The 25,592-nt window shown below is 59.1% G+C and carries 23 protein-coding genes and 1 riboswitch; of the genes, 12 read left to right on the top strand and 11 right to left on the bottom strand.

All coding sequences use genetic code 11. The features are described from left to right. Positions 1–130 precede the first annotated feature (130 nt). The 7 genes from ABOK31_RS28435 (at position 131) to ribB (ending at position 7,164) form a co-directional block, all read left to right on the top strand. Positions 131–1,111, top strand: a complete 981-nt coding sequence (locus ABOK31_RS28435; protein WP_174172462.1) for an ABC transporter permease — start codon at positions 131–133, stop codon at positions 1,109–1,111. 117 nt (positions 1,112–1,228) lie between these two features. Next, a complete protein-coding gene (locus ABOK31_RS28430) occupies positions 1,229–2,158 on the top strand; it encodes a sugar ABC transporter substrate-binding protein (RefSeq protein WP_075855984.1) in 930 nt (309 codons plus the stop codon). A gap of 28 nt (positions 2,159–2,186) precedes the next feature. Continuing rightward, positions 2,187–3,665, top strand: a complete 1,479-nt coding sequence (locus ABOK31_RS28425) for a sugar ABC transporter ATP-binding protein (protein WP_349962166.1) — start codon at positions 2,187–2,189, stop codon at positions 3,663–3,665. 122 nt (positions 3,666–3,787) lie between these two features. After that, on the top strand, positions 3,788–4,576 hold the full coding sequence (locus tag ABOK31_RS28420; protein ID WP_349962164.1) for an SDR family oxidoreductase: 789 nt from the start codon (positions 3,788–3,790) through the stop codon (positions 4,574–4,576). 4 nt (positions 4,577–4,580) lie between these two features. Beyond that, the gene (gene tpiA / locus ABOK31_RS28415; RefSeq protein WP_349962162.1) at positions 4,581–5,318 is read left to right on the top strand and encodes a triose-phosphate isomerase; all 738 of its coding nucleotides are present in this window, start codon (positions 4,581–4,583) and stop codon (positions 5,316–5,318) included. A gap of 77 nt (positions 5,319–5,395) precedes the next feature. Further along, positions 5,396–6,178 (top strand): glucose 1-dehydrogenase, encoded by a 783-nt coding sequence (locus ABOK31_RS28410; protein WP_349962160.1) that lies wholly within the window; start codon positions 5,396–5,398, stop codon positions 6,176–6,178. A gap of 100 nt (positions 6,179–6,278) precedes the next feature. Then, a riboswitch (FMN riboswitch) is annotated at positions 6,279–6,426 on the top strand. Between the two features lie 111 nt (positions 6,427–6,537). Beyond that, positions 6,538–7,164 (top strand): 3,4-dihydroxy-2-butanone-4-phosphate synthase, encoded by a 627-nt coding sequence (gene ribB / locus ABOK31_RS28405; RefSeq protein ID WP_349962158.1) that lies wholly within the window; start codon positions 6,538–6,540, stop codon positions 7,162–7,164. A gap of 56 nt (positions 7,165–7,220) precedes the next feature. Here ribB and ABOK31_RS28400 read toward each other — a convergent pair whose 3' ends face one another. The 5 genes from ABOK31_RS28400 to ABOK31_RS28380 form a co-directional block, all read right to left on the bottom strand. Beyond that, positions 7,221–8,141 carry a homocysteine S-methyltransferase family protein gene (locus ABOK31_RS28400; protein ID WP_349962157.1) on the bottom strand — a complete coding sequence of 307 codons (921 nt, stop codon included), beginning with the start codon at positions 8,139–8,141 and terminating at the stop codon, positions 7,221–7,223. Between the two features lie 63 nt (positions 8,142–8,204). Then, complete coding sequence (locus ABOK31_RS28395) at positions 8,205–8,894, bottom strand: ABC transporter permease (RefSeq protein ID WP_349962155.1); 690 nt, start codon at positions 8,892–8,894, stop codon at positions 8,205–8,207. Between the two features lie 11 nt (positions 8,895–8,905). Beyond that, positions 8,906–9,631: an ABC transporter permease subunit gene (locus ABOK31_RS28390; protein ID WP_349962153.1), complete on the bottom strand. Its 726-nt coding sequence runs from the start codon at positions 9,629–9,631 to the stop codon at positions 8,906–8,908. A 12-nt stretch (positions 9,632–9,643) separates the two neighbouring features. Beyond that, the gene (locus ABOK31_RS28385; RefSeq protein WP_349962151.1) at positions 9,644–10,417 is read right to left on the bottom strand and encodes a transporter substrate-binding domain-containing protein; all 774 of its coding nucleotides are present in this window, start codon (positions 10,415–10,417) and stop codon (positions 9,644–9,646) included. A 44-nt stretch (positions 10,418–10,461) separates the two neighbouring features. Next, complete coding sequence (locus tag ABOK31_RS28380) at positions 10,462–11,241, bottom strand: ATP-binding cassette domain-containing protein (RefSeq protein WP_349962149.1); 780 nt, start codon at positions 11,239–11,241, stop codon at positions 10,462–10,464. A gap of 172 nt (positions 11,242–11,413) precedes the next feature. On the opposite strand from ABOK31_RS28380, the gene ABOK31_RS28375 reads away from it, so the two are divergent. Further along, positions 11,414–11,899 (top strand): Lrp/AsnC family transcriptional regulator, encoded by a 486-nt coding sequence (locus ABOK31_RS28375; protein ID WP_174172452.1) that lies wholly within the window; start codon positions 11,414–11,416, stop codon positions 11,897–11,899. 73 nt (positions 11,900–11,972) lie between these two features. Here the strand turns inward: ABOK31_RS28375 and ABOK31_RS28370 are convergent, their stop codons facing one another. Next, positions 11,973–13,397, bottom strand: a complete 1,425-nt coding sequence (locus tag ABOK31_RS28370) for a M20 family metallopeptidase (RefSeq protein WP_349962869.1) — start codon at positions 13,395–13,397, stop codon at positions 11,973–11,975. 542 nt (positions 13,398–13,939) lie between these two features. Here ABOK31_RS28370 and ABOK31_RS28365 point away from each other — a divergent pair. The 4 genes from ABOK31_RS28365 (at position 13,940) to ABOK31_RS28350 (ending at position 19,013) form a co-directional block, all read left to right on the top strand. Beyond that, positions 13,940–15,280, top strand: coding sequence for an MFS transporter (locus ABOK31_RS28365; RefSeq protein ID WP_349962147.1), 1,341 nt, complete (start codon positions 13,940–13,942; stop codon positions 15,278–15,280). An 83-nt stretch (positions 15,281–15,363) separates the two neighbouring features. Next, positions 15,364–17,250, top strand: a complete 1,887-nt coding sequence (locus tag ABOK31_RS28360; RefSeq protein WP_349962146.1) for a TIM barrel protein — start codon at positions 15,364–15,366, stop codon at positions 17,248–17,250. A gap of 83 nt (positions 17,251–17,333) precedes the next feature. Further along, the gene (locus ABOK31_RS28355) at positions 17,334–18,005 is read left to right on the top strand and encodes a TetR/AcrR family transcriptional regulator (RefSeq protein ID WP_349962144.1); all 672 of its coding nucleotides are present in this window, start codon (positions 17,334–17,336) and stop codon (positions 18,003–18,005) included. 138 nt (positions 18,006–18,143) lie between these two features. Then, complete coding sequence (locus ABOK31_RS28350) at positions 18,144–19,013, top strand: shikimate dehydrogenase (RefSeq protein WP_349962142.1); 870 nt, start codon at positions 18,144–18,146, stop codon at positions 19,011–19,013. 85 nt (positions 19,014–19,098) lie between these two features. On the opposite strand, the gene ABOK31_RS28345 is transcribed toward ABOK31_RS28350, so the two are convergent. The 5 genes from ABOK31_RS28345 to ABOK31_RS28325 form a co-directional block, all read right to left on the bottom strand. After that, positions 19,099–21,240 carry a beta-galactosidase gene (locus ABOK31_RS28345; RefSeq protein ID WP_349962141.1) on the bottom strand — a complete coding sequence of 714 codons (2,142 nt, stop codon included), beginning with the start codon at positions 21,238–21,240 and terminating at the stop codon, positions 19,099–19,101. Between the two features lie 17 nt (positions 21,241–21,257). Further along, positions 21,258–22,409 carry an ABC transporter ATP-binding protein gene (locus ABOK31_RS28340; RefSeq protein WP_349962139.1) on the bottom strand — a complete coding sequence of 384 codons (1,152 nt, stop codon included), beginning with the start codon at positions 22,407–22,409 and terminating at the stop codon, positions 21,258–21,260. A gap of 39 nt (positions 22,410–22,448) precedes the next feature. Beyond that, positions 22,449–23,300 (bottom strand): carbohydrate ABC transporter permease, encoded by an 852-nt coding sequence (locus ABOK31_RS28335; RefSeq protein WP_174172445.1) that lies wholly within the window; start codon positions 23,298–23,300, stop codon positions 22,449–22,451. After that, positions 23,300–24,175 carry a sugar ABC transporter permease gene (locus tag ABOK31_RS28330; protein WP_349962138.1) on the bottom strand — a complete coding sequence of 292 codons (876 nt, stop codon included), beginning with the start codon at positions 24,173–24,175 and terminating at the stop codon, positions 23,300–23,302. Before ABOK31_RS28330 ends, ABOK31_RS28335 begins: the two co-directional genes overlap by 1 nt. A 120-nt stretch (positions 24,176–24,295) precedes the next feature. Next, positions 24,296–25,573, bottom strand: a complete 1,278-nt coding sequence (locus ABOK31_RS28325) for an ABC transporter substrate-binding protein (RefSeq protein ID WP_349962136.1) — start codon at positions 25,571–25,573, stop codon at positions 24,296–24,298. Positions 25,574–25,592: the final 19 nt, after the last annotated feature.

Here is a 25,592-nt window from a genome sequence, read left to right as displayed (position 1 = left end):
GCCGAAAAGACTCGGTTGACAGTGCCAAGGCGAGTTGGTAATGAATTTTCCAGCATATGTGAATAAATATTCTAGCTTGAAAACCTAGCCGCCAGGCATGGCCGCTAGCCTCAGGTCCCTGGGAGGAATGATGGTGGCGATCGACGTCAATGAACAGAGCCGTCCGTCCGTGACGTGGCTGAAAAAGCTCACCGGCGCTACTGGACCCCTTGTTGGCTTGCTTGCTCTTTGCGTTTTCCTGAGCCTCAGCACCGATGCGTTTCTCTCGCTTCGCAACGGCCTCAACATTCTCGATCAGATCACCGTGCTTGGGATCATGGCCGTCGGCATGACCTTCGTCATCCTGATCGGCGGCATCGATCTTTCGGTTGGTTCGGTCCTTGCGCTGGCCATGATGGTCATGGGCTGGACGGCAAATATTGCCGGCCTGCCGCTTGTCGCGGGGATTGCAGTCGCGCTCGTCGCTTCCGCGGTCAGCGGACTGATCGTCGGACTTCTCGTGACCTTATTCCGGGTTCCGGCCTTTATTGCGACGCTGGCGATGATGTCGGCCGCACGCGGCGTCGCGAACATGATCACGGATGGGCAGCAGATCGTCGGATTTCCCGATTGGTTCATGATGCTAGCGATCGATCGGCATTTCGGCGTGCTGACCGCGACGGTTTTCCTGATGCTGGCGGTTGTCGCCGTGGCCTGGGTGTTCCTGCACTTCCGCTCCGAGGGGCGCATGCTCTATGCCGTGGGCGGCAATCCGGAAGTTGCTCGTCTCGCCGGCATCAATGTCCAGCTCGTGACGATCGCCGTCTATGTCGCAAGCGCGGTGCTGGCCGGTCTGGCCGGTATCGTGCTGGCGGCGCGTCTCGACTCTGTTCAGCCGTCGAGCGGCTTTGGTTACGAGCTCGACACGATTGCAGCCGTCGTCATTGGTGGCACCTCTCTTTCCGGGGGATCTGGCGGCATTGGCGGCACGCTCATCGGTGTCCTGATCATCGGCGTTCTGCGCAACGGTCTCAACTTGCTCAATGTCTCGCCATTCCTGCAGCAGGTCATCATCGGCATCGTCATCGTACTTGCGGTCGGCGCGGAAACGATCCGTAGGCGGCGGGCCTGACATTCAGGTCCGCGTTCGGCGGACCTTTACCAGTTCCTCTCCGAGAGGTTTGGAGCGGATCACATGCCCGAGGGGGAGGACGTACCCAAGGGTTCACTGAAAAAAGGAGGAAATAAAATGAAATTTGCGCGCATTCTTCTGGCCTCGGCCGCCGTGCTTGCGATGTCATTGGGTTCTGTTCAGGCAAAAGACACCAAGAAGATCGGTCTGGCTGTTGCAAACCTGCAGGCAAACTTCTTCAACCAGATCAAGCAGTCCGTCGAGGATGAAGCCAAGAAGCGCGGCATCCAGGTGGTTACCGTGGATGCCAAGGGCGATGGCCCGACCCAGATCAACCAGATCCAGGATCTGCTGACCCAGAACATCGATGCCTTGATCTATATTCCGGCCGGTGCTGCGGCGGCAAGCGTTCCCGTAAAGCTTGCCAAGAATGCCGGCATTCCGGTTGTCAACGTCGACCGCAACGCCGACGGTGCCCCCGGCGACACCTTCCTTGCAACGGATTCCGTCGCGTCCGCCAAGGCCGTTTGCGACTACATCCTCAAGCAGGCCGGCGGCAAGGGCAAGATGGTCATCATCCACGGCCAGAAAGGCACGACGCCTGAAGTCGACCGCAGCAAGGGTTGCGCTGAATCGCTGAAGGCGAATCCCGGCGTGAAGGTGGTTGCCGAGCAGTATTCCAACATGTGGGCCCAGGACGAGGGATTCCAGATCATGCAGAACATGCTGCAGGCAAATCCTGACGTATCGATCGTGTTTGCTCAGGCCGACGCGCTTGCACTCGGCGCAGCACAGGCGATCAAGGTTGCTAACCCATCCCAGAAGATCGTTGTCGGCGGCTTTGATGGTGACACCGCCGCTCTCGAAGCACTCAGCAAGGGTGTCTTCGACGTCACTGCGACACAGCAGACGCAGAAGATGGGCCGCGATGCGGTCGCCAATGCCGTCAAGCTCGTCGCCGGCGAGAAGGTGCCCGCAGTGCAGCTCATGGACGCCACGCTGACGACCAAGGAAAACGTGGCCGGCTTTATCGCCAACCATCCGTAATCGTCCTGAAATCTTGAGGAGGTGTGCCGTGACTGAGCCCGTTCTTTCCCTGAGAGGCATATCCAAGCGCTACGGACCGCTTCAGGTGCTGAAGAATGTCAGCCTTGATGTCTATCCGGGTGAGGTGGTCGCGCTTCTCGGCGAGAACGGCGCCGGCAAGTCGACATTGTCGGGCATTATCGCCGGGTCACGCACACCCTCCGAGGGAACAATGACATGGCTGGGGCAGCCTTATGCCCCGGCCACCCCGCGCGACGCGATCGACAAGGGTGTCGTCCTGATCCATCAGGAATTGCAGCTCTTGCCGCATCTTTCGATCGCCGAAAATGTCTTCATCGGGCGGTGGCCGATGAAGAATGGCGCCGTCGATCGCCCCCAGATGGTCCGGCGCGCGCAGGAACAGCTTGCACGCCTGAACCTGCATATTCCGGCGACGCGCAAGGTCGCGGGCCTGTCGACGGCCAACCAGCAGCTCATCGAAATCGCCAAGGCGCTAGCGCTCAATGCCAAGCTGCTGATCCTCGACGAACCGACCGCGGCGCTCGGCGGCGCGGAGACCGAGGCCCTGTTCGAGCAGGTAAGAAAGCTTCGGTCCGAAGGCGTCGGCATTGTCTACATTTCGCACCGCATGGAGGAGATCAAGCAGATCACCGACCGCATCGTCGTCCTGCGCGATGGCGAGCGCGTCCAGGAGTTTGCCGATAGCGGCACCCCCGTTCGCACCATCGTCGAAAGCATGGTCGGTCGTTCGCTTGACCGGATGTTTCCGGCTCTTCCCGAGCCGACGGACCGGGCGGTACTACAGGTCAATGGGCTGACTTCTCCCGACGATTCATTTCGGGATGTGACGTTCGACGTTCGGGCCGGCGAGATTCTCGGCATTGCCGGGTTGGTTGGTGCCGGCCGCACGGAACTCGTTCGCGCCATTTCCGGGGCCGATCCGATCAGCGCCGGTTCGATCAAGCTGGAGGGCAAGGAGCTCAAGCTTCGCGATCCGGCGGATGCGATCGCAAAGGGCATCGTCATGGTGCCCGAGGATCGCAAGGAACAAGGTCTCGTCGTCGGTCATCGCATCAGCGAAAACATCATCTACGCCAATCTCGACAAGCTCGGCGGACGTTGGATCACATCGCGCGTCAAGCGCGCCTTTGCCGAGAAGGCGGTGGCGAAGTTCGGCGTCAAGGGCCGGGCCGAGCAATATGCGTCAGACCTGTCGGGCGGCAACCAGCAAAAGGTCGTCATCGCGAAGTGGCTGATGCGCGACCCCAAGGTCGTCGTCCTTGATGAACCGACCCGGGGCATCGATGTCGGCGCCAGAGCCGGCATCTACGACATCATCGTGAACCTGGCGAAACAGGGTGTCGCGGTGATCGTCGTCAGCTCCGATCTTGAGGAGGTTCTTGGCGTCTCCAACCGAATTCTCGTGCTTGCCCAGGGCAAGCAGGCAGGCATTCTCAATCGTGACGAGGCGAACGACGTCTCGGTCATGGAACTCGCGACAATCTAGAGCATTTCCAGGAAAATTGCGTAGCGGTTTTCCGTCTGGAATGCCTAAAGAAACAACAACATAGAGCGTTTTCGCGATCGAAGAAAAGCGAAAACGCTCTAGACAAACAGAAAGGAAGAGCGGTGTCCGACATCACTCTGAACGCCCCGAAACTCTTCGATCTCAAGGGACAGGTCGCGCTCGTGACCGGCGCCGGAAGCGGGATCGGGCAACGCATCGCAATCGGCCTTGCTCAATGCGGCGCCGATGTAGCGCTTCTTGATCGTCGCTCCGACGATGGCCTGGCGAACACGGCCTCGCATATCGAGGCGGCCGGTCGTCGCTCCCTCCAGATCGCGGCTGACGTCACCAGCAAGTCCTCTCTCGGGGAGGCGGTTGCGCGTACCGAGGCGGAACTCGGTCCGCTGACACTTGCGGTCAATGCCGCCGGTATCGCCAACGCCAATCCTGCGGAGGAGATGGAGGAAGACCAGTACCAGACGCTGATGGACATCAACTTGAAGGGCATTTTTCTGTCCTGCCAGGCAGAAGCACGCGCCATGCTGAAAAACGGACGCGGATCGATCGTCAACATCGCCTCCATGTCGGGTGTGATCGTCAATCGGGGTCTGAGCCAGGCCCATTACAACGCCTCAAAAGCGGGCGTGATCCACATGTCGAAGTCGCTGGCGATGGAGTGGGTTGGCCGCGGCATCCGCGTCAACACCATCTCGCCGGGATATACCGCGACGCCGATGAATACGCGCCCGGAAATGGTTCATCAGACCAAGCTCTTCGAGGAGCAGACGCCGATGCAGCGTATGGCAACGGTCGATGAGATGGTCGGACCTGCCGTCTTCCTACTGTCGAATGCCGCGAGCTTCGTGACGGGCGTCGACCTGCTCGTCGATGGCGGCTTCTGCTGCTGGTGATGCGATGAAGAAACTGATTGCCGGCAACTGGAAAATGAACGGTCTCGCTTCCTCCCTGGCTGAGATCGAGGCGCTGAAGGGAATAACGGGCGAGGCGGCATGTGACATCGTCGTCTGCCCGCCCTTCACGCTGGTGGAAAAGGCGGCCGAATGCGCTGGAGGCTCGACGATTGCCGTCGGCGCACAGGATTGCCATGCGCAGGCCGCAGGCGCCTATACCGGAGACGTTTCCGCCGAGATGCTCGCCGAAATCGGCGCTCGCTTCGTCATCCTCGGACATTCCGAACGCCGCTCCGCCTACAAGGAAATGGATGCCGCAGTCGCGGGCAAGGCTGCCGCGGTTCACAGGGTGGGGCTGACAAGCATCATTTGTGTCGGCGAGACGCGCATAGAACGAGACGAGGGAAGGGCGATCGAGGTGGTTCGTGCTCAGCTTGAAGGCTCAATTCCCGAAACAGCGACCAGTTCCAACACGACGATCGCCTATGAACCCGTATGGGCGATCGGGACAGGACTGGTTCCGACCCTCGAGCAGATAGAGGAAGTGCATTTGTTCATCCGCCAGATGCTTAACGAGAAGCTGGGAGACGATGGAACTCGCGTCAGGATCCTCTACGGCGGCTCGGTCAAGGCGTCGAATGCAAAGGCGATCTTCGGCGTTTCCAACGTCGATGGCGCTCTCGTCGGAGGCGCATCGCTGAAGGCATCGGAGTTTGCCGGGATTATTACGGCGGCCGTTTGAAATCGCCAGCAACAGGCAGGGCGATCGGCCCCTCGAGCCGGCGCCTGGTGTGGCTGTCACCGCGAAAGGAACAGAGAATGCAACGCTTCGAAAACAAGACCGTCGTCATCACTGGCGCAAGCCGCGGCATCGGGGCTGCGATCGCCAAACGGTTTGCCCGCGAGGGCGCCAATCTGGTGGTTTCCGCCAACGAGGATTCGGTCCATACGGTCGCCGATGCGATCAAGGCTGACGGCGGCAAAGCGATTTCCTTCGTCGGCGATGTGACGGACAAGGCCAGTGTGAAAGGTCTCTACGACGCTGCCGAGGCGGCCTTCGGCGCCGTCGATGTTTCCATCCAGAATGCCGGCGTCATCACCATCGCCCGCGTCGAGGATATGACCGAGGACGAATGGGACAAGGTCATGGCCGTCAACACCAAGGGCGTCTTCCTCTGCGCCCAGGAGGCGATCGCCCGCATGCGCAAGCATGGCCGTGGCGGCCGCATCATCAATACCGCCTCCGGCCAGGCGCGCGACGGCTTCATCTATACGCCGCATTATGCGGCATCGAAGATGGGCGTCGTCGGCATTACCCAGAGCCTTGCCAAGGAAGTCGCGACCGAGGGCATTACCGTGAACGCCTTTTGCCCGGGCATCATCGAAACCGACATGTGGGCCTATAACGACCAGGCATGGGGCAAGCTGCTCGGCAATTACGGTCCCGGCGAGCTCATGAAGGAATGGGTCGAAGGCATTCCGATGAAACGGGCTGGGTCGGGTGAAGATGTTGCCGGCCTCGTCACTTTCCTTGCCAGTGACGATGCCGCCTATATCACCGGACAGACGATCAATGTCGATGGCGGCTTGATCATGTCGTAGTTCGACAATGAGGAACGGTGCGTTCATCGGGCGGATCGAATTCTCGACGATTCGGCGATCAAAGCCTCTTGCGGAATGAGGCGTTGATCCCTTATCTTTCACTTGTTCTCAGGGCGGGGTGTAATTCCCCACCGGCGGTATGAGGAGTTTCCTCGAGCCGGCGAGCGCCTTCCGAGCTTTCGGAAGGGTCAGCAGATCCGGTGAGATGCCGGAGCCGACGGTCATAGTCCGGATGGAAGAGAGCAACGCAGGAGACGCCGCTTGATGGTGGCGTTCACATGCTTGTTCGCCCAAGGGAAAATGGTGGCTTTGACCGGCCATGCACGCCGTTTTAACGGCAACCCTTGAAAGGCAGGAAAATGGCAATTTCGAAAATTGAAGATGCGATCGCCGCGATTGCGCGAGGCGAGATCATCGTGGTTGTCGATGATCTCGACCGCGAAAACGAAGGCGACCTGGTGATTGCTGCCGAAGCAGTCACGCCGCAGGCGATCGCCTTCATGATGAACCATGCCCGTGGTCTCATCTGCGTTCCGATGGAGGGCGAAAGGCTCGACGAGCTCGACATTCCGTTGATGGTGCCGCGCAACACGGAAGTTCTGAGGACCGCGTTTACCGTTTCGGTCGACTACATCCCGGAAACCACGACCGGAATATCCGCCGCCGACAGAGCGGCGACTGTTCGGGCTCTCGTCAGGGACGGATCTCGTCCGGAGGAATTTGCCCGGCCCGGTCATATCTTTCCGCTTCGTGCGCATCCAAACGGCGTCCTGTCGCGCCCGGGGCACACGGAAGCAGCTGTGGATCTTGCAAGGCTTGCCGGCCTTTCTCCGGCCGGCGTCATCTGCGAAGTGGCAAACGACGACGGCACGATGGCGCGTCTTCCAGAGCTCGAAGTTTTCGCCGAGCGGCATGGCCTCCATCTTGTCACGATCGAGGATCTCATCGCCTACAGAGCTGCGAGTGCTCCCTTCAAGGCTGCCTGATCGTTCTGATACAGCCTATCTGATCTCGTCCGGATCGATGGTGATCCAAGGCTCTCCTACGCCCCTTGGGGACTAAGGAGAGCCTTCTTCAGCCGATGAATATGTCCGGCGCCAATTCCGCAGCAGCCGCCCACCATCGTTGCGCCGGCATCGACCCAGGAGCAGGCGAAGCGTGAATAGGCGTCATCGTTCAGGTCCTCTCGGGTCGCATGAAGGCCCTCGTTGGCGGCGGACTCGCCTTGCTCTCCCTCGAAGGCATTGGCATAGACGCCGATCTGCAGGTTCTTGCCGCTCCGGTTGAAAACCTCCGCTGCTGCGTCGACGGCCTCTCGCATGACTTCCGGTTTGCTGCAGTTAAACAGGAGTGCGTCGGCGCCAGATGACGCCGCCCACCGAGCCGCATCCGCGACGGCTTCGCCGGATCGAAGCTTGGGCGAGGCGCCGTTTCTTTGCGCGGCATCATCCGCCAGCGTGAAGGAAATCCAGAACGGCTTTCCTGTTTCAGCGACCGCAGTCCGAACCGCGTCTGCCTCCGCGATCAGGCTGAGGGTTTCGCCGAGCCAGACATCGACATAGGGGTCGAGGTTTTCGACCAGAACCTTGAGATAGTCCTGTACCTTTGACGGATCGAAATTCTGCGGCTCGTAAGAGCCGAAGATCGGGGGCAGCGAACCGGCGACCAGGATTTTTCGATCCTTGCAGGCATTCGCGGCGTCGCGCGCCAGCCGCCCGGACAGGGCAATGAGATCGGCCCCTTCCTTCCAGAACCGCTCCTCACCAATGTGGAAAGGGACGAGCGCATAGCTGTTCGTTGTAACAACGTCCGATCCGGCGGCAATGAATTCGTCATGGACCTGCCGGACGATCTCCGGCGAATTGACGAGCGCCAGCGCCGACCATTCCGGCTGTTTCAATTCTGCGCCGAGACGCAGCAGTTCGCGGCTCATGCCGCCGTCGAGGATCAAGAGTTTGCTCATGAATGGAATCTCCAAAATAACGCGGATCTGCGGGGAGGTTTGACCTCTCCTTCGTGCCGTGGGTTAGCGCCGCACCGGTACCTGCGCTTCCAGAAAACGGAAGCTTCGTGCGATGATGGCTGTAAGGATGAGATAGAAGACGGTGACGACGATCAGCGGTTCGTAGACGAGCAGCGTGTCCTGGCGAACTTTCGTGGCAACGGCGTAGAGATCCATCACCGTCACGGTGAAGGCGAGCGGCGTCGCCTTCAGCTGCATGACGATTTCGCCGCCGATCGTCGGCAATGCGATGCGAATGGCGCGCGGCAGCCAGATGCGCCGTGTCAGCGTGAAGGGCCGCATGCCGAACGCGCGGCCGGCTTCCAGCTCGCCTTTCGGGACCGCAAGCAACGCGCCGCGCAAAACCTCTGCCTCGTAAGCCGCATAATTCAGCGTGAAGCTGACGGCCGCGAAGAAGAAACCTTCGCGCAGGATCGGCCAGAACAGGCTCTGACGGATACCCGGGATCATCGGTAGGAGAGAGCCGACACCGTAGTAAAGCAACCAGAGCTGTATCAGCAGCGGCGTGCCTCGGAAGAAGGTGCAGTAGCCGCGGGCAAGGCTGCGCAGGATGGGGCCGCCACTGACCTGAGCGAAGGCGAGGCCGACGGCGATGATGAAACCGAAGACGACGGAAATCACAAGCAGCGACAGCGTTTGGACGGCTCCCGTTAACAGAAGCGGCCAATAGGATGATATCCACGAGAAGGTCATGTCAACGTTCCTCAGGCAATCTTGGGCTGGCCGCGCCGAACGCGCCGCTCCAACAGGTTGAAGAGGGCGTTCGAAACGAGCGTGAGAGCGAGGTAGATGAGGGCGGACGCCAGAAAAAAGATGAAATAGTGCTTGGTGCTAGCACCAGCGAGACGTGTGGCGAGAGCCAGCTCCTGATAGCCAACGACCGCGACGAGAGCGCTGTCCTTGGTGACCGACATCCAGAGATTGGCAAGACCGGGAAGGGCGTTTGGCAGCAAGGCGGGCAGGATGATGCGGCGGAAGCGCAGGCGCGACCCCATGCCGAAAGCCTTCGCTGCCTCGATCTGGCCGACGGGGATCGCAAGGATCGCGCCGCGCAACACCTCCGTCATATAGGCGCCCTGCACGAAACCGAGCACGGCAACCGCGACCGCAAAGCCGTTCAATTCGAAGGCGGGCAGATTGAGCGCGACGAGGAGACGATTGAGGCCATCCATTCCCGCATAATAGAGCCCGACAATCAGGATCAGCTCGGGGACCGCGCGGACGGCGGTGGTGTAGAGTTCGAGTAAGAGCCGGAGCGGCCTGATGCCGGAGAGCTTGCCCAGCGCACCGCCAGTACCAAGCAGAAGGCCTATCAGAAAGGCGCCGGCGGAGATGGCGACCGTGGAGGCGGCTCCGGTCAATAGCACGCCACCCCATCCGGGCGGATAGGGGGAGAGCAGGTCCAGAATGCCTTGCTGGGAGGTCGCCATCGTCGCTATTTCTTACTTGGCGCCGTAGATATCGAAGCTGAAATACTTCTTGGTGATCTCGTCGTATTTGCCGCTGGCGCGTACTGCGGCGATCGCTGCGTTGAGCTTTGCCTTGAGTTCGGTGTCTTCCTTGCGAAGGCCGCCGGAAACGCCGGCTCCGAGAATTTCCTTGTCGTCGGCCACGTCGCCCATCTTGGCGCAGCAATCCTTGCCGCCATCGCTTTTGAGGAAAGCGTCGAGAGCGAGTGAATCGCCGAAGACATAGTCAATGCGGCCTGCAGCGAGATCCTGAAACGCCTCGTCGAGCGTCTGGTAGGTCTTCTCGTCCGCGACCTTGGCAAAGTATTTCTTGTAGTATTCCGACTGGATGGTCGACACCTGAATGCCGATGGTCTTGCCCTTGACGTCGTCTGCAGTTGCGCCTGGCTTCTGGTCCTTCGGACCGATCAGCGTGCTGGGCGTATTGTAATATTTGTCGGTGAAATCGATGACCTTCGAGCGCTCGGCCGTATTCGACATGGATGACCAGATCACATCGAACTTCTTGCTCTGAAGTGCCGGGATAAGGCCATCCCAGGAAAGCTCGACGATCGAGCATTTCTCTTTCATCTGCTCGCAGACGGCATCCATCATATCGATTTCCCAGCCCTGCCATTTGCCCGAGGCATCCTTGGCGAAGAAGGGCGGATAGGATTCGTTCATGATGCCGAAGCGAACCTCAGCCTGAGCCGTCATGGCGGAGAGCGTAAGGGCGAGCCCGGCGAATAGAGTGGAAATCAGTTTCATGTAAGGGATTCTCCTAATGGTTTTGTCTGCGAATGAGATGTGGATCAGGACGTCAGCATGCCGGTGAATTCCCGACAGCGAGCGCTGATTGGGGCGTCGAAGATCTGCCTGGGCGGCCCTTCCTCCTCTATCCGTCCCTGATGCAGGAAGAGAACGTGGTTCGAGACATCGCGGGCAAAGCGCATTTCATGGGTGACCAGCAGCATGGTTCGACCCTCCTCTGCGAGGTCACGGATCACCTTGAGCACTTCGCCGACCAGTTCGGGATCGAGTGCCGATGTCGGCTCGTCGAAGAGCATAACCGCCGGATCGATGCAAAGCGCGCGCGCGATCGCTGCCCTCTGCTGCTGACCGCCGGAGAGGAAGGCCGGATAGGCATCGCGCTTGTCGTAAAGCCCGACTTTATTGAGAAGAGCCTCCGCCTTTTCGATCGCCTCGCGACGGGGGATGCCCAGAACATGCACCGGAGCCTCGATGATATTTTCGAGAACGGTCATGTGGGCCCAGAGATTGAAACTCTGGAATACCATGCCCAGGCCACTGCGCATCCGCTCGATCTGCCGCCAGCTTTTCGGTTGCATCTGTCCGTGGCGTCCCTGCCTCAGGACGACTTCCTCGCCGTTGACGAGGATGCGGCCGCGATCGGGCATTTCAAGCAGGTTTATGCAGCGCAGAAACGTGCTTTTTCCGGAGCCGGACGAGCCGATGATGGAAATCACGTCCCCTTGATTGGCGGTGGTTGAAACGCCCTTGAGGACTTGATGTGACCCAAAGCTCTTGTGGAGATCTTCCACACAAAGTGCCTGGGAGGACCGCGCTGTCATATAGAATTCCGATGAAAAACAATTTGCGGAGAATATCGCGAAGAAGAGCGGAATTTGCGCGCAATTTCAGATCATTTTGCATAAAAAATGCAAAAATGTATTCCTTGTGCATCTTTTATGATAGAATAGAGATGTTGTCGCCTGATTTCATCGGCGCCTAAAGGAGTGGGGAATGGAAAACCTGGATCGCTTTGATCGCGATATTCTCGATATCGTCCAGCGCAATTGCCAACTCACTGCCGAAGCGATCGCCGAAGAGGTCGGCCTTTCGACATCCGCCGTGCAACGGCGCCTGAAACGACTGCGCGAAGATGGTATCATCAAGGCGGAAATCGCGGTCGTCGATCGCAAGGCGACGGGGACCCCGATGGTGTTCATCGTCGGCATGGAAATCGAGCGGGACAATTACGATGCGCTTGCCAAGTTCCGCCTTTGGGCGGAAAAGCAGGACCATATCCAGCAGGTCTATTATGTCACGGGTGCCGTCGATCTCATTGCAATCGTCACTGCCAGGGATGTCGAGCATTATGACGACATCGCCGCCGTGATCATGGCGGAAAATCCGCAGATCCGGCGCATGCACACCAATGTTGTATTGCGTGACGTCAAGCTTGGATTGCTCGTGCCGCTGGCAGAGGGTAACGACGCCGGACGGTAACCCGCGGATTGCAGAATGATCGGCGGGCACGCCGTGCCCGCCTGTTATCCGTACGCGCCAAGGCGAGAAGCAACTATCCCCTGGACATATCCAGGGGCGGCATCACATCCGCCTTCAAAGGGCTGACATAGGGTTTGCGGGCGGTTTGTTCGGCCAGGGCGGCTTTTGCACCTTCCATCAATATCGGATCAGTGATCGCGGCAAGTCCTGTCGCTGCCATCGCTTTTGCTGCGTGCACCATCGCTTTGTGCGCCGCCGGCATCTTGCCTTGAGCCACCACCTGCCATGTATGAAACGGCGTGCCGATCGCAACCGTTGGCGCGTGAACCTGAACGGTCGGGACGACCCAGCTGACGTCGCCAACATCCGTCGACCCGATCAATGGCTTGCGATTTGCGTTTTGCGGGGTGAGAAAGGTCGCGAGCGGCTCGTCAGTGACGGGCATTCCGATCGCCTGGTATTCGGCCGCGATATCGGCATCAGACAAGGTGCCCTGAATTTTCCTGGCAAATGCGCGATCCCCGTCATCGAAAGACGGTACGCCCAGCTCCTCCATCGCATTGTAAAGAGCCTGCTCGAGCGGCTTGTTGCCCAAGGTGTTGGAGACTGCGCTGATAATCTTCATTTCCACGCTGGTTTCGGTCATCAGGGCAGCGCCCTGCGCAATCTTGTAGACGCGTTGCACCAGATCGAGCATATCCTGCAATTCCATGGCGCGTATCGAGTATCGGACACGCGCATGGGCTTGAACCACATTGGGAGCGATGCCGCCCGTGTCCAGTATGGCCGAATGCACACGGGCATCGGACGGCATATGTTCCCGCATGTAGTTTACGCCAACGCTCATCAGCTCAACGGCATCCAATGCGCTACGCCCCAGATGTGGGGTGGCTGCTGCATGTGAAGCGCGCCCCTTGAAGACGAAATCGGCGCGCGTATTGGCCAATGATAATGGCGGCACTACCTCCCAGAAGCTGTTGGGATGCCACGAAATGGCGATATCGACATCGTCGAACGCGCCTTCGCGCACCATGAAGGCCTTGGCAGCGCCGCCTTCTTCTGCAGGACATCCATAGTAGCGAACGCGCGCTGGAATTCCTTTTTCCTTCAGGAAGTTCGCCAGCCCGACAGCCGCGAGCATGGCACCGGAGCCGAGCAGGTTATGGCCGCAACCATGACCGTGACCGCCCGCCTCGACAGGCTTGTGTTCGGTAATACCCGCCTCCTGGCTGAGGCCTGGCAGCGCATCGTATTCTCCGAGGAATGCAATGACAGGGCCGCTCTCGCCCAACTCTCCAACAAGGGACGTTGGAATTCCGGCTATCCCTTCTTTCACGCGAAAGCCTTGATGCAGGAGCTCGGCCTTGTGTTCCGCAGCGGAGCGGACTTCGGTGTAGCAAACCTCGGGCATCCCCCAAACGCGATCACTCAGTTCGATGAGGCGCTGTTTGGAATCATCGATCTTCGACCAAAGCTCCTGGCGGTCATTCGCATTCATTTGCAGCTCCGATTTTGTTAAATCCTGCGGATTGTCCACCATCAGGAAGGTGTCGTGTTCGCGTGGCATCTTATGCTCGCCAGGTTTTCGACATGCAATCGTTTTGAGCTGTTGGCTTCGGTAACGGTCGGAATGACTCTGGCATAAGGATTCGTCTGGTTGCGAGATGGCCAGCGTTCCCGCCGGATCGGGCCCATATTGCCTGACCTTCAGGATTTTGAACGGAGAATGACGCAGCCTCCGTGGGTGAGCTCGGCTTGATCGCAGGGTCTTCACCGCGTCTGGCTGTGACGCACAAGCTGGTTCAACACATTATTTCTGATGCGCGCAACAACGTGTCGCGTGATCGCAATTCGGTGGCGCTTTACAAAACGAACTAGTTCGTACATTATTATCGGCGAGGAGTGACGGATGCTGCATCGTGCGGCATCGATGACTGTCAGGATGATCTCGGATGTCCTTGTAAGCGGGTGCAGGCGGAGGCCGGATGCGCCCGGTTATGATGTGTCCTCGATATCCGAATGCTCTGGGGAGGAACGACCATGAAAGCACAAATCGAACATAAGACACCCAAGCGCGCGGCTCTTGCGAGCTGGTTGGGAAGCGCCGTCGAGTATTATGACTTCTTCGTCTACGGTACGGCAGCAGCTCTCATATTCCCGAAGATCTTCTTTTCGGCGGAAGATCCGCAAACGGCGGCCATCGCCTCGTTCGCGACCTTTGGCGTTGCCTATATCATGCGGCCGCTGGGTGCAGTCGTTCTGGGTCACGTCGGTGACAAATTCGGCCGCAAGAAGGTGCTGACGTTCACGCTGCTCCTCATGGGGTTTTCGACCTTCATCATAGGCTGCCTGCCGACCTATAATCAGGCTGGCATTCTGGCGCCTGTTCTTCTGGTTCTGGCGCGCTTGCTGCAGGGCATTTCAGCTGCCGGCGAACAGGCTGGCGCCAGCTCCATGACGCTCGAGCACGCGCCTGAAAATAGGCGCGCCTTTTTCACCAGCTTCACGCTGAGCGGAACACAGGCCGGGCTGATCCTTGCAACATTGGTCTTCATCCCGCTTGGAAAGCTCGATGAAGCCGCATTGATGTCATGGGGTTGGCGTATCCCGTTTTTCCTGAGCTTCGTGGTGGTCATCGTTGGATTCTGGGTTCGCCGCACACTTGCGGAAACACCTGCCTTTCTGGAGGAAACCAAGAAGGGCGAGGTCGCAAAAGTTCCGCTTGTCTCGCTTATCACCAATTATTGGGCGGATGTCCTGCGCATCATCTTTGCGGCGTTGATTTCCGTCGTCAGCACGATCTTCAGCGTCTTCACCCTGTCCTATGCCGTCAACACCATGCATATCGATCGCTCGACGATGCTGACCGTTCTGGTGCTTGCCAATATCGTGGCGCTCGGTGCGATTCCCGCTTGGGCCATTCTCGCAGACCGCATCGGCCGCAAGCCCATATTCATCTTCGGTGCCGTCGGCTGTGCGGTGCTGATCTGGCCCTACATCTGGGCCATCAGCCAGAACAACCTCTTGCTGGTCTTCGTCCTCGGTATCCTGCTTTCCGGCGTGGTCTACAGTGCATCGAACGGCATCTGGCCGGCGCTGTATGCTGAAATGTTCGACACCCGCGTGCGCCTGTCCGGCATGGCTGTCGGAACCCAGATCGGCTTTGCACTCGGCGGCTTCGCGCCGACAATCAGCGCAGCCGTGATGGGCACAGGACCGATGGGATGGGTGCCGGTTGCCGTGTTTACCTCGATCACAGCCTTGATTGCCGCCATTTCCGCGGCAACCGCAACGGAGACCTACCGGACGCCGATCGATCAACTCGGCAGGGATGAACGACGCTTGGCAGCTTCCGTTCGCCACGCCGATCGCACGGTCTAGCCGTCGCGTCTGATCTTGATGGTGATAACGTGTCGCGATCGCGGATGAGTTTGTTGAAAATCGTCAAGTAACGGGATGAAACAATGAAAACCTCGATTGCGACCGTTTCGATCAGTGGTGACCTCAAGGAAAAGCTTCAGGCCATTGCCAAGGCAGGTTTCGATGGTGTCGAAATCTTCGAGAATGATTTCCTCGCCTTCGATGAATCGCCGCGCCAGGTCGGCCAGATGGTCAGGGATCATGGGCTGGAGATCACGCTCTTTCAGCCCTTCCGGGACTTTGAGGGCATGCCCGAACCCCTGCGCAGCCGAACCTTCGATCGCGCCGAACGCAAGTTCGACCTGATGCAGGAGATGGGGACCGATCTTGTTCTCGTTTGTTCAAACGTCTCGTCCGTGGCGCTGGGCGGGATCGATCGAGCCGCGGCCGATTTCTTCGAGCTCGGCGAAAGAGCGGCCAGGCGCGGCCTGCGCGTTGGCTATGAGGCGCTCGCCTGGGGACGGCACATTCACGATCATCGCGACGCCTGGGAAATCGTCCGTCGGGCCGATCACCCGAATATCGGGCTCATTCTCGACAGCTTCCATACGCTTTCGCGCAAGATCGACGTCAATTCGATCCGATCGATCCCGAAAGAGAAGATCTTCATCATCCAGCTTGCCGACGCGCCGTTGATCGACATGGATCTCCTTTATTGGAGCCGCCATTTCCGCAACATGCCGGGCGAGGGCGATCTTCCCGTGCTCGAATTCATGAAGGCCGTCGCCGTGACTGGCTACGACGGCTATCTCTCGCTGGAGATTTTCAACGACCAGTTTCGTGGCGGTTCGCCGACCGCGATTGCCGTCGATGGCAGGCGCTCTCTCATCTATCTCGGTGACCAGGTTCGTCGCGCGGAAAGCAGCAGCCTCACCTTGCCGCCGATGCCGACGCGCGCCGAGGTGGAGGGCGTTGCCTTTATCGAATTTACCGTCGATGAGGCGGAGACATCCGTGCTCGCGGATCGGCTGCGTGCCCTGGGCTTTCGCCATGTCGGGCGCCACAAGACCAAGCGCGTCGACGTCTTCCGGCAAGGCGATATCAATCTCGTCGTCAACACCGATCCGGATGGATTTGCCGGTGCCTCCTATGCTCTGCACGGGCAGTCAGCCTATGCGATGGGATTATGGGTTGATGATGCCGAAGCCGCAGTCGCGCGAGCCGTGGCCCTGGGTGCCGAACGTTTTGAACAGCCACTGAATCCCGGCGAGATCGAAATGCCTGCCGTCAGGGGCGTCGGCGGCGGCATCCTGTATTTCCTCGATCGCAGAAGCGCGCTCGCCCGCATATGGGAGATCGAATTCGATCCGGTCAATGACGACACCGATCTGCAGCCGGTCGGGCTGACGGGCATAGATCATGTCGCGCAGACGATGAAATATGAGGAGTTGCTGACCTGGCTGCTCTTTTATACGGCGATACTGAAGGCGCATAAGACGCCGATGGTCGATATTATCGATCCGGCCGGCGTCGTTCGAAGCCAGGTCGTCGAAAACGAACAAGGCACCTTGCGCATCACGCTGAATGGCGCGGAAAATCGCAATACGCTCGCCGGCCATTTCATCGCCGAAACTTTTGGCTCCGGCATTCAGCACCTGGCGTTTGCGACCGATGATATCTTTACGGCTGCGGCCGCGTTGTCGGATAACGGCTTTGCCACCTTGATGATCTCGCCCAACTATTACGACGATCTGGAGGCGAGATTCGGCCTGGAGCCGGCTTTCACGGATCGGCTGAAGGCGCATAATATTCTTTATGATCGCGACGATCACGGCGAATATTTCCAGCTTTACAGCCCGACCTACGGCGAAGGCTTCTTCTTCGAAATCGTCCAGCGCAGCGGCTATCGTGGCTATGGTGCGGCCAATGCCATCTTTCGCATAGCAGCGCTGAGGCGGCATCTGCGACCGATTGGTCTGCCGAAACTTTAGGCCCTCCCCATTGGCGTGAAGCCTGTGTTAAAGCTTTGATCTTCAATGATGGGCAGAGACAGACCCAGGAAGACGGGCAAGGGATGACCAAAGCGCAAGCGGCCAAGATCGAGCGTCTGACGCGGAAGAACGATCCAGACGCGACCAAGGAAAATATTCTGAAGATTGCCACCGAGGAGTTTGTCGCAGCCGGTTTTTCCGGTGCGCGCGTCGACGAGATCGCCGAGCGCACCAAGACGTCCAAGCGCATGATCTACTATTATTTCGGCAGCAAGGAAGGGCTCTATCTCGCCGTTCTCGAGCAGGCCTATACGAAGATCCGCACGCTCGAGAGCGAGCTCGATCTCGAAAACATGCCGCCCGTTCAGGCCATGGCACAATTGATCGCAAGCACCTTCGATCATGACGACCAGAATCCGGATTTCGTACGACTGGTCAGCATCGAGAACATCCATCGCGCCGAACATATGAAGCGTTCGGTCGTCCTGTCGCAGATGAACATCGCCGTCATCGATATCATCACGCAAATCCTCGAACGGGGCTACGCCGATGGCAGCTTCGTGCGCAAGGTAGATCCGGTCGATCTGCATATGATGATCAGCGCCCAGTGCTTTTTTCGCGTTTCCAATCGGCATACTTTCGGGGCGATCTTCGAGCGTGACTTGTCGTCCGAAGCTTTGAAGAAGCGGCATAAGTCTCTGATCGTCGATGCGATCCTTGCTTTTCTGAGACATCCTTCCTCCGAGATGGCCTGACGGTGCCAGAGCCGCTTGATTGGGACCGACGTTTCCCGGAGGCCTGGAAGCGCGTCTTATATTGACTTTACGTACTAGTTCGTACATTTTGCGGACAAGCCTGCAGCATGGCTTGGTTTTGCTGTTCGGGAGGAAAGATTGAACACTCAAGCTGCCATTGTTCCTCGTCAACTTCATGTCGGATTGATCGGTGCCGGGATAGGCCGCTCGCTGACGCCGGCTATGCATATGCGCGAGGGCGAACATTGCGGCCTGTCCTATCGCTATGACCTCATCGACCTTGATATACGCGGCCTCTCCGTATCGGACCTTCCGGCTCTCGTCGATGAAGCCGAGGCGCAGGGCTTTGCCGGCCTCAACATCACCCATCCTTGTAAGCAGGCGGCCGTGGCACTGGTGGATGAATTGTCGCCTGATGCTCAGACACTGCGATCCATCAACACGATCATTTTTGATGGGCAGCGCAGGATCGGCCACAATACCGATTGGTGGGGATTTGCCGAAAGTTTCCGGCGCGGATTGACCGGGGTTTCACTCGATCACGTTGTGCAGCTGGGCGCTGGCGGCGCCGGCGTTGCCGTTGCCCATGCGGTGGCTGAAATGGGCGCGCAGTCCATAGAGATATTCGATCTCGACCCCTTGCGCGCGCAGGCTCTCGTGGATCAGCTGCAGCCAGCACATGGCGCTTGCCGTTTCTCGATTGGTCATGACCTTGCCGTGGCACTGGATGCAGCTGATGGTCTGGTTCATGCAACGCCGACCGGCATGGCCGCTCATCCCGGGCTGCCGCTCGACGCGCAACTTCTATCCGATCGTCTTTGGGTCGCAGAAATCGTCTATTTCCCGATCGAGACCGAGTTGGTGAAACTCGCTCGGCAGACAGGGTGCCATGTTCTCGACGGCGGCGGCATGGCGGTATTCCAGGCGGTGAAGGCGTTCGAGCTGTTCACCGGTATCCGACCGACGGCCGAGCGTATGATGCAGCACTTCAATTCGCTGCGCGCCTAGATGCCGATCAGTGATCGAAGAATCTAAATTCCAAAACTTCGGCGCCGAAGTTTCATTCCCGGCGCCGTAGATATCATGGGCGATGTCAGGCCGATTGCTCGATCACCAATACGCCGTAGCCGGCGAGTTCAGTCATGCCCGATATGGCTTTGCCGGTCAGCAGGTCGGTACCGGACGGCAGATTGACGATCTTCGTTTCATGCTCCGTATTGAGCACGAACAGCAGCTTCCTGCTGTCACCTTCGCGCAGGGACACTTCGACACCATTAGGCAGATCCTGCACTAGTGGTACGGCAACACCCTTGCTGACGAGAAGCTCGCGAATGACCTCCGCAAGCGGCGCGGTGAGATAGGTGCCGAGGTAGTAGACCTGGCCATTGCCATGCCGGCGGCACGTCAACATTGGCGTGCCTTCGAGGAAGCGATCGGACCAGCGGCCAACAGTTTCCGTGTCCGCTGTTGTCTCCAGCTTCTCGTAGAGATGGCCGGCTTCCAGCTGACGATTGCCGATCGTGTAGGCATATTTGCGCGAAGCGGAGGTTGCCGCCGGACGTGGCGACGGCTGGTGACCACCAATGCCGCCCTCGCGGAAGCCGGTAAACAGCCCATCCGCTCCTGGGGCGGAGACCGGACCGAATTCATAGACATGCACCCCCGAAAGCTCCGAGAGCGCCTTGCCCGGTGCCTGGGTGCGGATGATGTGGTTGTTGTCGTCGCGGGTTCCCGTCATAGCCGACAGGATGAGCGTGCCGCCATCGGCGACGAACTTCTCCACTGCTGGCGACCACTCTTCCTTCCACATGACCCAATGGGGAACATAGAGCGCCTTGACGCGCGAGAGATCATCTTCCGGATGGATGAAGCCGCAGGCGATACCGGCCTGGTAGCACGCGCGGTGCAGATGGGCGGCATCCTGCATCGGGCTTGGCAGGCCGATTGCATAGGTCTTGTAGGCTTCCTGATTGTCGAAATCCGCGCCGGCGATGGCAATATCCATGCGGACGGTGGTGCCGAGCAACTTGTCCTCGATCTTGCGGATGTCCGATGCGAATTGCTTGGCTTCCTCGTAACGGCGGCGTGGAACGTCATCGTGGTCGATAATGCCGTTCCAGTAGATTTCTGCGCCGAAATGCGCCGGCCGCCAGCGGAAGAACATCAGACCGTCAGCGCCGCGCGAAACGGAAGTCATCGCCATGCGGCGCATCTCGCCAGGTTCCGGCACGGAGGAGGAAAAGCCCGGCTGGCTGCCGAGGCCGGAGGCCTGTTCGGGAACGATGAAATTGCCGGAATAAGCCCGGCATTGGTCGAGATGAAAAGCCTGCGTGATCGCATGGCCGCCGCCACGGCGCATCTCGTCATAGAGGAACGGATAGATGTCGAAGCCGATGAAATCGAGATCCTGGCCGAACTGGCCGCGGAAATCGATGTCGGCAAGGTTGCCGAGATTGTGGAAGATGAACCATTCGGAATTGGTGGCTCTCAGGATCTCCACCTGATCGTGCTGGAAGAGGGCCGTCGCGAAGGCAAGGAAGCGGTGATAGTCCTGCACATGGCCGGGGCTCGAGAAGGACGGGTTCATCGGCTTCGGGAAGACGATCTGGTCGAATGTCTGATAGGCCGTTGCCCAGAAGTCGCCGCCCCAGGCAAAGTTCAGAGCTTCGATCGTTTCGTACTTGGCGCGGCAGAACTTCTGGAATTCGATGAGCGCCGATGGCGAGTAGCTTTCGGAGGTCGTCGTGTTCAGCTCGTTATCCGTCTGCCAGCCGATGACGTGAGGATTGTCGCGGTAATGTTCGGCCATGGCGCGGGTGATGCGCTGGCTGTGCACGCGCAACACCGGGCTCGTCGTGTCGCAATGCTGGCGCGATCCATGGCTTGCCTGCCTGCCATTGGCATCGACGCGCAGGACTTCCGGATATTTTGCCGTCAGCCAGCGCGGCGGCGTTGCCGTCGGCGTGCAGAGAATGGTCTTGATGCCGTGCTTGGCAAGGCCGGCAATCGCCTTGTCGAAGAGCGAGAAGTCGAAATGGTCTTCATGCGGCTCCATGATGTGCCAGGCGAACTCCGCCATGCGAACGGCGTTGAAACCGGCAGCTGCCATGCGTTCGGCATCGCGATCCCAATAGCTCTCGTCGACATGTTCGGGATAATGCGGCACGCCGACCATGAAGCCGTCGAGATTGAGCGTCCGCCAGACCGAGAGCGGCTTTCTTTCCAAAACTTTCATGAGATCACAAGCTTTCTTTACAGAGAGGCAATGATGGGTTTCGGCCGGCTGAGGGTTCTGCCATCGGGGCCGAAGAGGTAAAGGGCGGAGGTGGAGGCGGACAGCTTGACCTGCTCGCCGGCCGAAAACCCGGTCGCGTTACCGAGCTGAACGGTGAAATTGCGTGTGCCGCTTTCCGAGCCGATCGTTGCGAGCGGACCCGCATCGACGTAGAGGATGGTTTCACGGCCGAGCTGCTCGACCAGCCGGACCTTGCCGTCCAAGGAGATGGCGACATCCTCGGTGGAGGGGCCGATCTTCAGCGATTCCGGCCGGATGCCCAGGGTGAGATGGGACTCAGCCTTAAGATCGCCGACATCGCCCACCGGAACGCGGACCGTCGTGCCGCCACCTTCGAGCGCGACTTCAGCGATGCCATCGCGAAGGGAAATGAGCTTTGCATTGATGAAATTGATCCGCGGCGCACCGAGAAAGCCGGCGACGAATTGGTTTGCCGGATTGTGATAGAGGTTGAGCGGCGCGCCTTCCTGTTCGATGATGCCCTTGTTGAACACGATGATCCGGCTCGCCATGGTCATCGCCTCGACCTGGTCGTGCGTCACATAGATCATCGTCGAGCCGAGCTGCTGATGCAGCGTCGAAAGCTCCACGCGCATCTGCGTGCGCAGCGCAGCATCGAGATTGGAAAGCGGTTCGTCGAAAAGGAAGACCTCCGGCGAGCGGGTAATGGCGCGGCCGATGGCGACGCGCTGCCGCTGGCCGCCCGAAAGCTGCTTCGGGCGTTTATCGAGCTGGTCGGATATTCTAAGGATTTCGGCTGCGCGCTTGACGGCAGCGTCGATCTCCGTTTGCGGCCGCTTGGCCATCTTCAGGCCGAAGCCCATGTTCTCGGCGACCGTCATGTGCGGATAAAGCGCATAGGACTGGAAGACCATGGCGATGCCGCGGTCGCCCGGCTCCTCGCGCGTCACGTTGCGGCCATTGATCCAGATCTCGCCTGAGCTGATGGTCTCAAGCCCGGCGATGGTCTTCAGCGTGGTGGATTTGCCGCAGCCGGAAGGGCCGACCATGACGATGAACTCGCCCTTGTCGACGGAAAGATTGACCGAACGCAGGGCATGATAGCTGCCATAATGTTTGTCGATATCGATCAGCTGTACATGGCTCATGAATGATACTCCAAATCGTCTCAAACGGTGCGGCGCGCGTCAGCCCTTGACGGCGCCCATGGTCAGGCCCGCGATGAAATGTTTTTGCATCAGGAAGAACATTAGGACCGGCGGAACGGCGACGAACAATGTTGCCGCTGCCACGATATTCCAGGCAGACGTCCATTCGCCTCTGAGGTTGTTCAACCCTGCGGTCACCGGCTTCACGACATCGCTCTGGGTGAGCACGATCGCCCAGAAATAATCGTTCCAGACGAAGGTGAAGATCAGGATCGCCAATGCTGCGAGCGCCGGCCGCATCAGCGGTATGACGACATGGCGCATTGTCTGCCAGGGGGAGGCGCCTTCCGCGCGCGCCGCCTGGAACAATTCGTCGGGCAGAGCCGCGATGAAATTGCGCATGAACAGGGTCGCAAAGCCGGTCTGGAAGGCGACGTGGAAGATGATCAACGCGAAATAGGTGTCGTATAGGCCGACCGAGACCATGAGATCGCGTACCGGGATCATCATGATCTGCGCAGGCAGGAAGTTGCCGCCGACGAAAAGCGAGAAGAGCAGCGCATTGCCACGAAAATTATAGCGGGCGAGCACATAGCCGGTCAGCGTCGAGAACACGAGAACCAGCAATACGGAAGGCAGGGTGATGATGAGGCTGTTGATGAAGTAGCCCCACATGTTCGTCTGCTGGAAGACCGACTGGAAGTTCTCGAACAGATTGAAGTGCTCGGGCCAAGTCCAGTATTTGCCGGCCATGATCTCATCGGCCGTCTTGGAGGCTGTCAGCATGACGGCAAAGAGCGGTAGCAGCCACAATATGAGGATGAGGCCGACGAAGCCGGCATAAAGGCCGCGAAGCGCGGGCTTTTCTTCGGGAATGGGGCGAGGATACATCAGCGTGTCTCCCGTTCCATGCGCACCATGACGCGCAGATACCAAGTGATGAAAACGATCATGATTGCGAAGAGGATGGTGGCAATCGCTGCGCCATAGCCGAACCGGTATGAGAAGATCGACTGCTCGTACATCTGGTAGGCCAGGACCTCCGACGAGCCGAAGGGGCCGCCAGATGTCATCACTGCAATCATGTCGAAGGACCGCAATGCGCCGACGACGGTAACGGCAAGGGCGATGAAACCTACCTGACGCAACTGCGGCAACACGACGTGCCAGAGCATGTTCCAGCCGCGCGCGCCATCGACACGTCCGGCTCCGATGATGTCAGAGCTCAGATTGTTGAGGCCGGCGAGAAAAAGCACCATGCAAAAGGCGATCTGCGGCCAGAGCGCGGCTGCGACCACGGCGAAGGTGACGAAATGCTCGTCGGCGAGCAAGGCAGGCGCCGTTGCGCCGAAAAGACCGAAGATGAGAGCAAGAAGCCCGTAATTCGGATCATAGACCCAGCCGAAGACGACGCCGACCGTGACGGTCGCAAGCACGAGCGGAATGAAGAAGAGCGACTTCAAGATCCGCATGCCGGCGATCTGCTGGTTGACGAGGAGTGCCAGCGCCAGCCCGAGCGGCGGTGCCGCCATGAACATGACGAGCCAGATGATGTTGTTCTTCAGCGAGACGTAGAATTGCGGATCGGCAAAGAGTTCTGAATAGTTTGCCAATCCCACCCAGGCCTTCTGCCCGACACCGTCCCAATCGAAGAACGATATCCAGATCGATTCCACCGAGGAAGCGATGATGATCGTTCCGAACAGGATGCATCCCGGCACAATGAAGAGGACAGGCGTCAGCCAGTTCCTGTGTTTTTTCCACATGGCTCAGACTTCTTGGTTCGATAGTTCTCGGCGCCTCGGGAGGCGCACATCTTGAAGATGGGCGCGGCGGGAGCAACGGGCCGCAAGACTCCTGGCCCGCCGCGCCTTGGTCCGGGAGGACTATTTGAAAATGCGCGCGCGGGTCTTTTCGAGCCGCGCCAGGATCTGGTCGCGCCGCTCGGGCTTGACCGTGAACTCCTGGAAGCCCTTCATGCCGTCCTGCGCCATGTCTGGATCGGTGTCGCGGTCATAATATTGCGACGTTCCCTTCACGGTCTTGAGCGACTCTACGGCGATGTTGACCAAGGGATCCTTGCTCGGCGGGCAATCGTTGCGCGGCGGAATGGTGCCTTCGGCTTCGAGGAATGCGCCGAGGTTTTCCGGCTGATAGAAATAGGCGAGAAAATCGCGCGCACCTTGCCGGTTCTTCGCCTTGGCCGGGATATGCACCGAGTTGACCGAGAAGTCCTCATAGCGTTCGACACCGGATACGATTTCCGGGAAGGGGGCGAAGGCAATCTGGGCCTCGTCGCCTGCCGGGAAGGCGGACTTGATGAAGCCTCCGAGATCCATCATCGCTGCCTTCTTCTGTGCGAGAGCCGCGCCCGCCTGTTCCCAGCCGAAGGATGGGCCGCTTGCGGAGAAGAAATTGGCCTTGATGAGCTCTTCCCATTTGTCGAAGACCGGCTTCAGCATCGGGTCGGTATAGGGGATCTTGCCTTCCATAAGGGCGAGGTGCTTGTCGAGACCGTTGATGCGCAGGTTCATGTGATCGAACCAGCCGCCGGTCGGCCACAGTTCCTTTGTGCCCATGCTGATCGGGGTCATGCCGGCGGACTTCGCCGCCTCGCCGAATTTCAGGAAGTCGTCCCAGTTCTTCGGCGCCGTCCAGCCCTTCTCGGCGAAAACGTCCTTGCGATAGAAAAGGCCCCAGAGAATACCGCCAAGCGGCAGGCCGTACTGCTTGCCGTTGACGGTGACGGCCGTCATGGTGGCGCCCAGCTTGTCGCTGTAGCCTTCCTTCACGAACAGGTCGGAAATGTCGTCGAACAGCCCGCGATCGACGAAAGCCTTCATTCGATTGCCGGAGAACCAGAAGCAGATATCAGGGGCGCCGACGACGAGATAGCTGCGGATAGCCGTCTTGTGGGCCTCGTGATCCATATTGTTGATGGTAACTTTCGTCCCCGTCTTCTTGGTAAAATCAGCAGCAATGCGGTCAAGGACGGCCCGCTGGTCGGCATTGCCGATATCCGAAATGATCGTCACTTCGCCGCCATTGGCAATTGCCGGACGATAAAGAGCCGTGGCAGCCAGGGCAGCGCCCGTGCCAATCATAAACTGGCGCCGAGACGCCCTGATTGCATTGATGAGTGAAAGTTCGTTCTTCGATGCCATCTTTTTCCTCCCGAGGCAC

The organism is Rhizobium sp. ZPR4 (assembly GCF_040215725.1).
In the GTDB taxonomy this organism is placed as follows: Bacteria; Pseudomonadota; Alphaproteobacteria; order Rhizobiales; family Rhizobiaceae; genus Rhizobium; species Rhizobium rhizogenes_D.
Note: the sequence above shows the minus strand (reverse complement) of the source record. Positions and strands in the feature narration are given on the sequence as shown.

What these genes read in the sequence shown, in the direction of transcription:
- ABOK31_RS28435 (WP_174172462.1), top strand. Translation starts at nt 131, where the DNA reads ATGGTGGCGATCGACGTCAATGAACAGAGCCGTCCGTCCGTGACGTGG.
- ABOK31_RS28430 (WP_075855984.1), top strand. Translation starts at nt 1,229, where the DNA reads ATGAAATTTGCGCGCATTCTTCTGGCCTCGGCCGCCGTGCTTGCGATG.
- tpiA (WP_349962162.1), top strand. Translation starts at nt 4,581, where the DNA reads ATGAAGAAACTGATTGCCGGCAACTGGAAAATGAACGGTCTCGCTTCC.
- ABOK31_RS28410 (WP_349962160.1), top strand. Translation starts at nt 5,396, where the DNA reads ATGCAACGCTTCGAAAACAAGACCGTCGTCATCACTGGCGCAAGCCGC.
- ribB (WP_349962158.1), top strand. Translation starts at nt 6,538, where the DNA reads ATGGCAATTTCGAAAATTGAAGATGCGATCGCCGCGATTGCGCGAGGC.
- ABOK31_RS28400 (WP_349962157.1), bottom strand. Translation starts at nt 8,141, where the DNA reads ATGAGCAAACTCTTGATCCTCGACGGCGGCATGAGCCGCGAACTGCTG.
- ABOK31_RS28395 (WP_349962155.1), bottom strand. Translation starts at nt 8,894, where the DNA reads ATGACCTTCTCGTGGATATCATCCTATTGGCCGCTTCTGTTAACGGGA.
- ABOK31_RS28390 (WP_349962153.1), bottom strand. Translation starts at nt 9,631, where the DNA reads ATGGCGACCTCCCAGCAAGGCATTCTGGACCTGCTCTCCCCCTATCCG.
- ABOK31_RS28385 (WP_349962151.1), bottom strand. Translation starts at nt 10,417, where the DNA reads ATGAAACTGATTTCCACTCTATTCGCCGGGCTCGCCCTTACGCTCTCC.
- ABOK31_RS28380 (WP_349962149.1), bottom strand. Translation starts at nt 11,241, where the DNA reads ATGACAGCGCGGTCCTCCCAGGCACTTTGTGTGGAAGATCTCCACAAG.
- ABOK31_RS28375 (WP_174172452.1), top strand. Translation starts at nt 11,414, where the DNA reads ATGGAAAACCTGGATCGCTTTGATCGCGATATTCTCGATATCGTCCAG.
- ABOK31_RS28370 (WP_349962869.1), bottom strand. Translation starts at nt 13,397, where the DNA reads ATGAATGCGAATGACCGCCAGGAGCTTTGGTCGAAGATCGATGATTCC.
- ABOK31_RS28365 (WP_349962147.1), top strand. Translation starts at nt 13,940, where the DNA reads ATGAAAGCACAAATCGAACATAAGACACCCAAGCGCGCGGCTCTTGCG.
- ABOK31_RS28360 (WP_349962146.1), top strand. Translation starts at nt 15,364, where the DNA reads ATGAAAACCTCGATTGCGACCGTTTCGATCAGTGGTGACCTCAAGGAA.
- ABOK31_RS28355 (WP_349962144.1), top strand. Translation starts at nt 17,334, where the DNA reads ATGACCAAAGCGCAAGCGGCCAAGATCGAGCGTCTGACGCGGAAGAAC.
- ABOK31_RS28345 (WP_349962141.1), bottom strand. Translation starts at nt 21,240, where the DNA reads ATGAAAGTTTTGGAAAGAAAGCCGCTCTCGGTCTGGCGGACGCTCAAT.
- ABOK31_RS28340 (WP_349962139.1), bottom strand. Translation starts at nt 22,409, where the DNA reads ATGAGCCATGTACAGCTGATCGATATCGACAAACATTATGGCAGCTAT.
- ABOK31_RS28335 (WP_174172445.1), bottom strand. Translation starts at nt 23,300, where the DNA reads ATGTATCCTCGCCCCATTCCCGAAGAAAAGCCCGCGCTTCGCGGCCTT.
- ABOK31_RS28330 (WP_349962138.1), bottom strand. Translation starts at nt 24,175, where the DNA reads ATGTGGAAAAAACACAGGAACTGGCTGACGCCTGTCCTCTTCATTGTG.
- ABOK31_RS28325 (WP_349962136.1), bottom strand. Translation starts at nt 25,573, where the DNA reads ATGGCATCGAAGAACGAACTTTCACTCATCAATGCAATCAGGGCGTCT.